Here is an 11,045-nt window from a genome sequence, read left to right as displayed (position 1 = left end):
CCGACGCCGCCGGGGCGCCCGCCGGGCGCCTCCTCCGGCCGGTCCGGACCGCCACCGGGGGCGGACGAGGGCACCTCGACGTCGTCCGGGTCCTCGCCGCGAGCGGCCGCCAGCGCGCGCTTGGCGGCCCGGACGACGTCCTCGCTGCGGTCGGTGATGCCCTGCGACTCCAGCGCCTCCTCCGCACGGTCGGTGCCGAGGTCGCCCAGCGCGGTCGCGGCGCCAGCCCGGACGAACGCCTCCGGGTCGCGCGCGAGCACTGCCGCGAGGACGGTCACGGTCTCGGACTCCTCGCCGGGGAACGTCGCGAGGTACTTCGCGGCGTACTCGCGCACGCCGGCGTGCGGGTCCTCCTTCAGTCGCTCCCGCAGCGTCCCCGCGTCGGCGGCGCCGGTCTTCGCCAGCGCGATGACGGCGTTGCGGCGGACGAACCCGGAGTCGTCCGCGAGGGCGTCCCGCAGTCCCTCGCCGGCCTCGTCGGGCGCCGCCCGCGCCAGCGCCACCACGGCCTCCGCGCGGACCCACTCGTTCGAGTCGTCGAACGCGGGCACGATCGCGGACTCGTCGGCTCCCGCAGCGCCGAGCGCCTCGACGGCGAACTGCCGCACGTCCGGGTCGCCGTCGCGTTCGACGCGCTCGGCGAGCCGCGAGGCGGTCTCCCCGGCCAGTCCGTCGGCGGCCGCGTCGACCAGCCCGAGCGCGGCGTCGCGGCGCGTCGCTGCCTCGGGCGCGCGCAACGCCGTTCGGAGCCCCTGTTCGTCCTCCGCCGGCGCCCGTCCCCGGGCGCTCCAGTTCGCGTAGTCGTCTGATTGCATGGGTGGTGGTGTCAGGACCGCCGTCTGATCGACCGGTACGCGACGAGGTACGTGACGACGACGACGCCGACCACGCCGGCGAGCCCGTTGCCGAAGCTCCGGGTGATCCAGAGTCCGTCACCCCCGTCGTCGCTCGCGGTCTGTTCGCCCTCCCCGCCCGCGGCGTCACCGCTCGAACCGCCGGAGTCGCCGGAGGAGTCGGACGGCACCGACAGCTGGTCGCTCTGCAGTTGGCTGAACCGGAGCGTGATCGACTTCTTGCCGTTCACCTCGTCGGCGCTTCCGTTCCACACGGCGAACGCCAGGTGGACCGGCTCGCCGGACGAAAGCCCGGCGTCGTGGGGGCCGTCGACCGTCCGCTCGCGGACGAACACGACCTGCCAGCCGTCGTCCGTCCGCCGACCGGACGCCCGGACGGGCTGGGTCTCCGCGTAGCTCAGCGAACCGTACCCCTTCGCGTAGTAGTTCTGGCCGTAGTCCGAGTAGCGCTGCTTCGACAGCGGGTTGCCGGCCGCCAGCCCGGGCTTGGTCTCGGCGTCTGGGTGCGGGTACGCGTACATGTCGCCGCCGACGGAGTCGTTCTCCTGCCAGCTCGCGCGCCAGTACCAGATGTTCACGGGCGCGTCACCGCCGCCCATCATGATCGGCGGCTGCTCGCCGCGACGCAGCATGATCGCCGCCGCGTCGCTGTAGGCCCCCGGCTCGGAGATGTTCGTGTCCGCCGTCGGGTCCTCCCACGTCAGCCTGAAGGCGACATGCGAGTCGTTCGCGGCCGTCTCGACGGCGAGTTGGCCGACGGTGCCGCCGCCGTACGGGAGCGCCATCTGCTGGGGGTTGAGCTGGACCGACCGCTCGGTGGCGTTCTCCCACGCGACCGCCCCGGGCTCCGTCGGTGCCGTGTCGACGGCGGCGACCGGCTGACTCCCGCTCGTCACGGCCGCGCCCATCGCCGCCTGCGCCGACAGGAGCAGCGCCAGCACGACGGCCGTCACCGCCGTCGCGCCCAGCGCCGCGGAGGTGTCGACGCGTTCGGCCACGAACCGTCTCGCGTCGCCCGCTCCGGTGCTCACGCCGGCTCACCCCCGAGTCCGGTGTCGGTCTCCGGCGGCTCCGGGTGTCGCGCCCGGTCGCGCTCGATCAGTTCCGTCGCGAGGTCCGCGGCGGCGACGTACACGTCGGCGGCGGCCTCGGGCACGTCCTCGTCGTCGACGGCCGCGCCCAGATCGTGTGCGAGGCCGGGGAGGAAGTCTGCCAGGTGCGTCTCCAGCACGGTCGCCTCCGCGAGTTCGAGCGAGCGGGCGTCGTCCGCGCCGTCGGTGTCGGCCTCCGCGACGGCGCGCCGCGCCGCGAGCACCTGCATGACCTCGAGTTCGACGGCGACGTGGTCGTGGCGGTCGTGGAACTCGTCGCCGCGGTCGAGGTCGAGCGCGTCGAGCAGCCCGGAGACGGTCGCGATCCGGCGCTGCTTCGCGCTCAGGTCGTCGCGAACGGTGTATGACGCCTCATAGGGGACGACTGGGTACTCGCCCTCGTCGCCCGGGAGTCCGAACAGCGCGTTGTAGCCCTCCGCGAGGGTCTCCGCGTCCAGTTCGGGGGCCTCAAGCGCGGCCGCGAGGTCGGCTGCCGCGTCGCCGCAGCCGAGCCGCTCGGCGGCCTCCCGCAGCCCCTCGATCGCCTCGGGGGCGGTCAGTTCCGCGAACCGATCCGCCTCCGGGTAGCAGAACGCCCCGGCGACGACGGCGTACAGCGCCGCCCGGCCGCCGTGGCGCCGCTTCACCTCCTCGAACTCCTCCGGTGTGGTGGGTGTCTCGGTCATTGCGATCACCTCACGGCTGGTTGGTCCACTGTTCGCCCTCTCGGACCTCCATGGGCTCCTCGATGGGCATGTCGACGACCTTCTTCCCCTTGCGGTCCCAGCCCTTCACGCGGTTCTCCTTGACGTTGTACGTCTCGATGAGCCGGGTGGTCGCGCCGAACAGCTGGAGGATGCCGAGCACGTGGTGGCTCGGGTCGCGGGCGCGCTGCTGGACGATCTTCACCGACTCCTCGTAGGTGGAGCCGGGCCAGTCGTTGCGCTTCTCCTCGACGTTCGGCGTGAACATCTGCGTGAGGAACTCCGGCGGCACGTGGTACGGCGGCATGTAGAACACCTGCGGCCGGGTGCCGAACTGCGGGTACAGCGGGAGCGCGATCTTCTCGTCGGACTTGACGAGGTAGTTGATCGGCGAGCGCCCGTCCGCGGCCGAGGAGACGCCGCCCGGGTGGCCCGCGTCCGGCCCGCGGTTGATGTTGCCGTGCAGGCGCGTCTTCCCGATGCACGAGGAGACGCACCGCGGGACGTTGCCGTCCTCGATGCGGGGGAAGCAGCCGACGGGCTTCTCGGAGATTCCCGTCTCGGGGTTGTACATCGGCTTGTGGTACGGGCACCCCTTCACACAGCGGCGGTAGCCCCGGCACCGCTCCTGGTCGAGCAGGACGATGCCGTCCTCCTCGCGCTTGTAGATGGCCTGTCGCGGACACGCCGCGAGACAGGCGGGGTTCTTGCAGTGGTTACAGAGTCGCGGCAGGTAGAACTGCCACATGTCGTGGTACTGCTCCTCGTGGGGGTCGGACTCGACGACCTCGCCCGTCGGGTACTCCCCGTGGGACTGGTCGTCGCCGAGGGCGGGGTACTCCCACTCCTCCTTCTCGGCGACGTAGCCGCGGACCTGCTCGCCGTCCTCGGCGGCCTCGAAGATCGTCTCGTCGGGGCCCAGGTCGTCGAGCAGGCGCATGTCCCAGCCCATCGGGTAGCCGCCGTACGGCTCCGTCTCGACGTTCATCCACCACATGTACTCCTCGCCCTCGCCGCTGGTCCACGTGGACTTGCAGGCGAACGAGCAGGTGTTGCAGTTGATACACCGGTTCGTGTTGATCACCATCCCCCAGTGCCAGTCGCGCTCCTCCTCGCGGTGCTCGTAGGGGTAGCTCTGCTCGCGGCCGAGTTGCGGGTTGTAGGTCTGAGGCATCAGGAGTCACCACCGTCAGTGCCGCCGTCGGTCTGCAGACTGCCGTCGATGTAGTCGCTCACCAGATCGTCCTTCCGGGCGTCGCCCGGCCACCAGTCCGCCTCCTCGTACTTCTCGACGTCGACGAGGTCGTCGCGGTTCGTCCCCGTCGGCGCCCACACGGTCTCCTCGTACCCCGCCTCCAGCGTGGCGCCGTGCCACGCGAGGTCCTCCTCGACCTCGTCGGAGATGTTGGGGTCGCCGAAGACGCCCTTGTGGACCAGGTCGTCCGTCTCCTGACCGGGGTCCAGCCAGATGTTCGTCGTGACGTTGTACCCCTTGATCGAGTCGTCGTTCTCCTCGTCGTCGGGGAAGTGCTGGGGCCACCAACCGTGCCAGATAGTGAGTTGGCCCATGTCGCCGGCCGAGCGGGGTCGCTGTCGCTCGCTCACCATCACGCGGACCACGAGATCGCCCCGTTTGCCGGAGATCCGGACGTAATCGCCGTTCTCGACGTCGATGTTCGCGGCGTCCTCGGGGTGCATCTCGACGAACGCCTCACCCAGCGGCGGCGAGTCGTTCGTCTCCCCGTCGCCGGTCGGGAACGAGAAGTCGTCGACAAGGCGCTCGGTTCCCTCTGGGTCGGCGTTGGTCGACCCGAAGTCCCGCGAGGACCAGATGAGGTTCCAGTCGGTCATCCCCCACGACGAGTGGGTACGGTACTTCGGATGAGGCGTGTTGTAGTAGAACTGGTAGCCCTCGTCGTGGTAGAGCGGGTTCTCCTCGTCCTTTGCCTCCTCCCACTTCGCGTTCGTCCCGTAGGGAGTCCCCTCCGGGCTCTCGAAGTGGTCCAGGTCGGACCGGCCGAGCTCGAGGAAGCGGTCCTCCTCCTTGTGGAACTCCATCCGGCCCGTCTTGGTGTAGAAGGGCCGGTCCTCGTTGATCTGCGAGTAGAACGGCACCCGCGGATACGTCTTGAGCTGGAGCCGTTCGGGACCGTCCTCGATGTCCTCGACGTCGATGTCGCGGGTGGTCATCCCGGCGTCGAGCGCCTCCTGGATGTAGTTGCGCACGTCCCCGTCGTCGTCGAGGAACTCCGCGAAGTACTCGCGGTAGGAGTCGACCTTCCGCTCCTCGGGCGGGATCTTCTCGTCGAGCTTCTCGGCGACGAGCGCGCAGATCTCCCCGTCCTGTTTGGTGTCGTAGATGGGGTCCATCACCCCGCTGTCCATGTGCAGGAAGGGGTTCTCCGGGCCGACGGTGATGTCGGGGTAGTCACACTCCAGCCACGACGGCACCGGCAGGACGATGTCGGCGTGCCGGGCGGAGTACGTCATGTGCATGTCCGACACGATGAACAGCTCGTTGCCCGTGTCGGGGTGTTTCACGAAGTTCTCGATGACGTGCTCCTGATGTTTCGTCTGGTTCAGGAGGTTGCAGTTCATCGTCCACAGCACCGCCGGCCGCGACATCGTGTACGAATCGGCGCCCTCGGGCATCACCGGCTCGTCGGCGTCCCCCTGTGGCACGAGGTCGAGGTCGCGGTCGAAGTCGCCGCGGATGTCGTGCGGGTCGAGCTGCTCGCCCCCGAAGAACGCGAACGCGTAGCCGGGGTACATCCCGTGGGCCGAGTGGCCGTCCGGGTTGACGTAGGCCGGGTAGCCGTCGAGCAGTTCGATCTTGTACTGCCCGGAGTAGTTGTAGTAGCCGGCGCCGCGTTCCCCGATGTTCCCCAGCATCGACTGGATGAAGAAGATCGTCCGCTGGAGCGAGTCGTTTGAGTGGAACCAGTGGTTGATCCCCTCGCCGGTGAACCACTGCCCCTTCTCGGCGGCGGCGAACTCCCGGGCGGTCTTCCGGAGCGCGTCGGCCGGGATCGTCGTGATGTCCTCGACCGTCTCGGGGTCGTAGCTGTCGAGGATGTTCGCCTTCTGCCGGGCGAAGTCTGTACGGACCGCGACCGAGGAGCCGTCCGCCAGCGTCACCTCGGTGTCGACGTCCAGACGCGTATCGGCGGGCGTCTCACCCCCGACCTCCTCGCGGGTGACGGCCGTCAGATCGCCGTCGGCGTCGACGGCGACGAAGTCGCCCCAGTCGTCGCCGCCGCCGTGGTGGGCGAGCCCCTCCTGGCCCTCCGTGCCGCCCTCGGGCGGGTCGTGGTCCTCGAACACCTCGTGGGCGCGGAGGTACTTGCCCGTGTCCTCGCGCACGAGCAGCGGGAGGCTCGTGAACTTCCGCATGAAGTCGGGGTCGTACAGCTCCTCGTCGATGATGACGTGCGCGACGCCGAGCGCGAACGCGGCGTCGCTGCCGGGGCGGACCGGGAGCCAGCGGTCGCACTTCTGGACGGTCGGGGAGTAGTCGGGGTAGACGCCGACCATCTTCCCGCCGCGCTCGCGGGTCTCCTGGAGCCAGTGGTTGTCCGCGAGCTTGTTGTGGATGAGGTTCTTCCCCTGCATGATCGTGTAGTCCGCCTGCCGCCAGGCGGACGCGTCGGCGTCGGACGTCTGGTATCCCGTCGTGATCACGTGACCCGGCGGGAGGTCGGCGTACCAGTCGTACTCGGTCCACTCGCAGCCGCCGAAGATGGAAGCCAGCCGGCGGCCGGCGCCGTGACGGGTGATCAGCCCGTCGGACTTGATGGCGTTGAACACGTGGAAGCGCTTCTGGTCCTCCAGGTTCGCCATCTTCTCGGCGATGAGGTCGATCGCCTCGTCCCAGGAGACGCGCTCGAACTCGTCCTCGCCGCGGCCCTCGGGGCTGGGGTCCTCGGGGTCCCACCCCTTTCGCACGAGGGGGTACTTGATCCGGCTCGGCTCGAACGTCCGCCGGTGGAGCGTGAGCCCCTTCATGCACCCGCGGGGGTTCCAGTGGCGGCTGACGCCGGCCTCCTCGTATCCGCCGGGGCTCCCCGGACCGGGGCTTCCCTCCTCCTCGTGGTAGATCTGCTCGGCGCGGATCGGCACGCCGTTCTTCATGTAGAAGTTCAGCGCGCACGACTGCGTGCAGTTGGGGTGACAGACGGTCCAGTCGACGCTGTCGTAGGCGTAGATGTCGTGATACACCTCCTCCCAGTCCCTGTTGGGGTAGGACTTGAGGGGGTTGTCGACCGAGGTCACCGGGTCGACGGACTGGGTGGCCGCCCATCCGCTGGAGACGAGCGTCGAGACGGTTCCCGCGGCTGCCGCCTTCACGAAGTCGCGGCGGTTCAGTTTCACGTCGGTCCACCTCCGTGCGAGCTCGAACGCATAGCCGCCCCTTACGCCCGACCCACCACAATCACTACTCAGGTTCCGACCGACTGGGGACGGCGACGAACACCTTCGCGGGAGGAATAAAAACGGGCGACGGCGTCGCCGCCGACCGGGAGTCGATTGTCGTCGGTGGGGTCCCGCTGGAGGGAGTGAAGGGGTGGTTCGGTTCAGCAGCAGTACATGAACGGGTACATCAGCGCGACGCGGTCCCCGTCCTCCAACTCGGTGTCGAACCCACCGAGGTGTTCGTTGAATCGCCCGTTGATCGCGATCCGCGCATACGCACGCGTACGGTCGCCCTCTGGGTTGGCCGTGAAGTCGTCGGGAAGTTCGTCCGGAGCGGGCGCCCAGCCGTGGGCGACCTCCTCCTCGGGCGTCTCGGCGATGAGGAACTCCGCCACGTCGTGCTCGTCGAGGAAGGCCTCCAGGAACTCCCGCAGCGTCGTTCCCTCGAAGGAGTACTCGAACCGGTGCTCCGGCAGCGCGTCGTACAGCCGGCCGGTTCCCTTCACTTCGACGGTGGTGATCGCACGCTCGTCCTCGCGCTCGACGGTCTCTGTATCGACGGCGCTCATACGGGACTATTGGGAACAACTCACCCTCAGCGTCGCCCCGAACACGTTCGATCCCCTCCGACCGACGCTCGCCGGACGCCTCAGTCGGCGGAAGGCGACGGCGAGCCCGCAGCTCCCGCCGCGTCCCCCGCACGCTCCGCGGGCGTGAGGTAACACTGCGGGTCGCGGGCGCCGAACTCGCCCTCGACCGTGAGCGCGCGCAGTCGCGAGGCCCCGCGGCAGATGTCGCTGTACGTGCAGGACCGACACTTCTCGCCGAGGCTGTCCGGGCGATCGCGCAGACGGTCCAGCAGGGGGTTCGACTCGTCATCCCAGATGTCGCCGAACGGGCGATCGCGGACGTTCCCGAGCGAGTACGACTGCCAGAACTGCGTGGCGTGGACGTTCCCCTGATAGTCGATGTCCGCGACGCGCTCGCCGGCGGGGTCGCCGCCGTTGGTCTCGAGGTATCGCCGGACCCGCTCGGCGTGTTCGGCCCCGAACTCGCGGCGGGCGTACTCGACGAGGTAGGCGGCGTCACAGTAGTTGCCCACGAGCAGCGTCTCGATCTCCTCGCCGTCCTCGTGGTACTCTCGCGTGAGGTCGACCAGCCGCTTGACCGCCTCCCGGCGCGCGTCGGGCGTGATGTCGGCGTCGGGAACGCCCCGCCCGCCGTACGCGAGGTGGTAGAAGCAGAACCGGTCCACGCCGACGTCGGTCAGCAGGTCCACAACGTCCTCCATGTCCGGGACGGTGTCCTCGGTGACGGTGTAGCGCAGTCCGGTTTTCAGTCCCACGTCGAGACACGCCTCGATGCCGTCGACGGCGGCGTCGAAGGCGCCCTCCTGCCCGCGGAAGGCGTCGTTCACCTCGCGGCGACCGTCCACGGAGATGCCGGCGTACGCGAGGCCGGCGTCGCGAAGCTCGCGGGCGCGGTCGCGGGTGAGCAGCGTCCCGTTGGTCGAGAGGACCGGACGGATCCCGGCGTCGCTCGCGTGAGCGACGAGTTCCGGGAGGTCCTCGCGGACGAGTGGCTCGCCGCCGGAGAACAACACGACGGGGACACCGTAGTCCGCGAGCTCGTCGAGCATCCCCTTCGCCTCCGCGGTCGAGAGCTCGCCGGCCGCGGCGCCCACGTCTGCGCCCGCATAACAGTGAGCACACGAGAGGTTGCACCGCTTGGTCCCGTTCCAGACGACGACCGGCCGCTCCTGTTTGCGCTCGCGGATCTGCTCCGCCGTGGAGTCGGCGTCGCCGTATCGGAGCCCGTCGCCCTCGGCGTCGAGGTCGTACAGCAGCTTGCTGACTGAGATCACGACTCGACACCCCCGTCGAGGTCGCCGCCCTCGGCGACAGTGTCCGCGGTGTCGCCGGCGTCGGCCGACCCGTACTCTGCACCGAGATCGCGGTCGCTGAATCGGGCGACGCGGTCGCTGCGTGCCAGCCACAGCGTCGACGCGTCCGGGAAGAGCGTGCTCGCCTGTTCGTGCGCCACGTCGGACGAGGGCGCGGTGACGCTGCCCGCGTGTCGGAGCGGATCAGCCGCCGACTCGCGGAGGAACACCTCCCACTCCGGGGAGTCGTCCGCCCGTGGTTGGCTCACCGGCGTGCGCTGGTCGGAGTCTGCCATCACTCTCGTCACCGACGTGGAGCACCTACGTCGTTCACGCCGACTCCCAGCAACTGGGAAACGGGGAGAACCGCTTATTCACACCCCAATTACGAGGGAGTGATGTCTGATCGATCACTCGACCGGCGAACGGTACTGCGCGCGACCGGACTGGCGGCTGTCGGCGGTCTCACCGGGCTGGCCGGCTGTTCCGGGGGCGGCAGCTCCGACGGCGGGTCGGGAGACGACGCGGAGACCGAGGAGCCGACACCGACGCCGACCGAGGGCGGCGGCGACTCCGGCGGGTCCGGATCCGCCTCCTTCGACGGCTGGTTCGACGACGTGGACAACTACGACGGGGTCGTCGACGAGACGGGCTCGGACTCGGTGACAGTCGAGGTCGGCGTGGAGGCGAACGGCGGGGCGTACGGGTTCGGCCCCGCGGCGGTGCGCGTGTCCTCCGGAACGACCGTCACCTGGGAGTGGACCGGCCAGGGGTCGAGCCACAACGTCGCCGCCGACGACGGCTCCTTCGAGTCCGAGCTCGTCGCGGAGGAGGGACACACCTTCGAGCAGACGTTCGAATCCACCGGCACGACCAAGTACGTCTGCACCCCGCACGAGTCGCTGGGCATGAAGGGCGTCGTCGTGGTCGAGTGATCGAGGGACCGAGCACACACGACAGTCACGACGCCCACGCACTCGACAATGTTCGACACGAGCCAGCGCCCGATCGTCCTCGTGTGGGAGGCCTCACGCGCGTGCGATCTGGCCTGTGATCACTGCCGCGCGGAGGCGACGCCCGGACGCCACCCCGACGAGCTGACGACCGCCGAGGGCAAGCGCCTGCTGGAGTCCGCGAGCGAGTTCGGCGACGGACAGGTGGTGGTCCTCTCGGGCGGCGATCCGCTCAAGCGGGACGACCTCGCGGAGTTGATCGCGTACGGCGACGAGATCGGTCTCCGGATGGCGCTCACGCCCAGCGGGACCGCGTCGCTGACGCGCGAGCGCATCGAGCGCCTCGCGGACGCCGGTCTCCGCCGGGTCGCGCTCAGCATCGACGCGGGCGACCCCGCGGTCCACGACGGGTACCGCGGCGAGCCGGGCGTCTTCGAGGAGACGCTGCGGGCGGCCCGCTGGATCCGCGAGTCCGACCTCGGGCTGCAGATCAACACGACGGTCTGTGACCGAACCGTCGACGAACTCCCCGGCGTTCGCGAGCTGGTGGACGACCTCGACGCGGTGCGCTGGAGCGTGTTCTTCCTCGTCCCGGTCGGACGGGGAGCGATGCTCGATCCCGTCTCGCCGGAGCGGGCGGACGCGGTCATGGACTGGCTCCACAGCGTCGACGACGACTCCTCGTTCGCGATCAAGACGACCGAGGCGCCACAACACACCCGCGTCGGTCTCGAACGACGCGGCGTCGACCCCGACGAGATGGCTCCGGGGCGGGGCGCGCCCGCGACCCGGCCGAACGTCCGTGCCGGCGACGGGTTCGCGTTCGTGAACCACGTCGGCGACGTGACCCCCTCGGGCTTCCTTCCGGAGCCGGCTGGCAACGTCCGCGAGGACGACCTCGTGGACCTGTATCGGAACGCGGAACTGTTCGAGCGCCTTCGCGACCGTGACGCGCTCACCGGACGGTGCGGGGCCTGCGAGTTCCGCGACGTCTGCGGCGGGTCGCGCTCGCGGGCGTACGCGGCCACCGGCGACCCGCTCGCGTCCGACCCGCTGTGTCCATACGTTCCCGAGGGATACGACGGACCCGCCCCCGACCGCGTGGGCGACGTCTGAGTCGGCAGCCCGACCCGCGTCCGAGTACAGCC

At 69.8% G+C, this 11,045-nt stretch carries 10 protein-coding genes; 2 read left to right on the top strand and 8 right to left on the bottom strand.

Annotated elements, in window-relative coordinates; translation table 11 throughout:
- The 8 genes from GRX01_RS04975 to GRX01_RS04940 form a co-directional block, all read right to left on the bottom strand.
- The coding region (locus GRX01_RS04975) for a HEAT repeat domain-containing protein (protein WP_159663997.1) at positions 1-815 on the bottom strand (815 nt) is incomplete at its 3' end.
- Positions 816-826: 11 nt separating this feature from the next.
- Entirely contained in the window at positions 827-1,885 is a 1,059-nt protein-coding gene (locus GRX01_RS04970) for an ethylbenzene dehydrogenase-related protein (RefSeq protein WP_159663995.1), read from the bottom strand.
- On the bottom strand, positions 1,882-2,631 hold the full coding sequence (locus tag GRX01_RS04965; RefSeq protein ID WP_159663993.1) for a TorD/DmsD family molecular chaperone: 750 nt from the start codon (positions 2,629-2,631) through the stop codon (positions 1,882-1,884). The genes GRX01_RS04970 and GRX01_RS04965 overlap by 4 nt, the downstream gene beginning before the upstream one ends.
- Before the next feature lie 10 nt (positions 2,632-2,641).
- Positions 2,642-3,823 (bottom strand): 4Fe-4S dicluster domain-containing protein, encoded by a 1,182-nt coding sequence (locus tag GRX01_RS04960; RefSeq protein ID WP_159663991.1) that lies wholly within the window; start codon positions 3,821-3,823, stop codon positions 2,642-2,644.
- Complete coding sequence (locus GRX01_RS04955; RefSeq protein WP_201289509.1) at positions 3,823-7,020, bottom strand: molybdopterin-containing oxidoreductase family protein; 3,198 nt, start codon at positions 7,018-7,020, stop codon at positions 3,823-3,825. Before GRX01_RS04955 ends, GRX01_RS04960 begins: the two co-directional genes overlap by 1 nt.
- A gap of 203 nt (positions 7,021-7,223) precedes the next feature.
- Positions 7,224-7,631 (bottom strand): MoaD/ThiS family protein, encoded by a 408-nt coding sequence (locus tag GRX01_RS04950; RefSeq protein WP_159663989.1) that lies wholly within the window; start codon positions 7,629-7,631, stop codon positions 7,224-7,226.
- A gap of 80 nt (positions 7,632-7,711) precedes the next feature.
- Complete coding sequence (locus GRX01_RS04945; RefSeq protein ID WP_321167913.1) at positions 7,712-8,926, bottom strand: TIGR04347 family pseudo-SAM/SPASM protein; 1,215 nt, start codon at positions 8,924-8,926, stop codon at positions 7,712-7,714.
- Entirely contained in the window at positions 8,923-9,240 is a 318-nt protein-coding gene (locus GRX01_RS04940) for an Htur_1727 family rSAM-partnered candidate RiPP (RefSeq protein ID WP_159663987.1), read from the bottom strand. The genes GRX01_RS04945 and GRX01_RS04940 overlap by 4 nt, the downstream gene beginning before the upstream one ends.
- Positions 9,241-9,342: 102 nt before the next feature.
- On the opposite strand from GRX01_RS04940, the gene GRX01_RS04935 reads away from it, so the two are divergent.
- Positions 9,343-9,879 carry a halocyanin domain-containing protein gene (locus GRX01_RS04935; RefSeq protein ID WP_159663985.1) on the top strand — a complete coding sequence of 179 codons (537 nt, stop codon included), beginning with the start codon at positions 9,343-9,345 and terminating at the stop codon, positions 9,877-9,879.
- Positions 9,880-9,927: 48 nt separating this feature from the next.
- On the top strand, positions 9,928-11,013 hold the full coding sequence (locus GRX01_RS04930) for a TIGR04053 family radical SAM/SPASM domain-containing protein (RefSeq protein WP_159663983.1): 1,086 nt from the start codon (positions 9,928-9,930) through the stop codon (positions 11,011-11,013).
- Positions 11,014-11,045 lie beyond the last annotated feature (32 nt).

The sequence above is a fragment of the Halobaculum saliterrae genome, from assembly GCF_009831625.1.
Classification (GTDB): Archaea; Halobacteriota; Halobacteria; order Halobacteriales; family Haloferacaceae; genus Halobaculum; species Halobaculum saliterrae.
The sequence above is the reverse complement of the archived record's forward strand: the minus strand, read 5'-3'. Positions and strand labels throughout refer to the sequence as shown.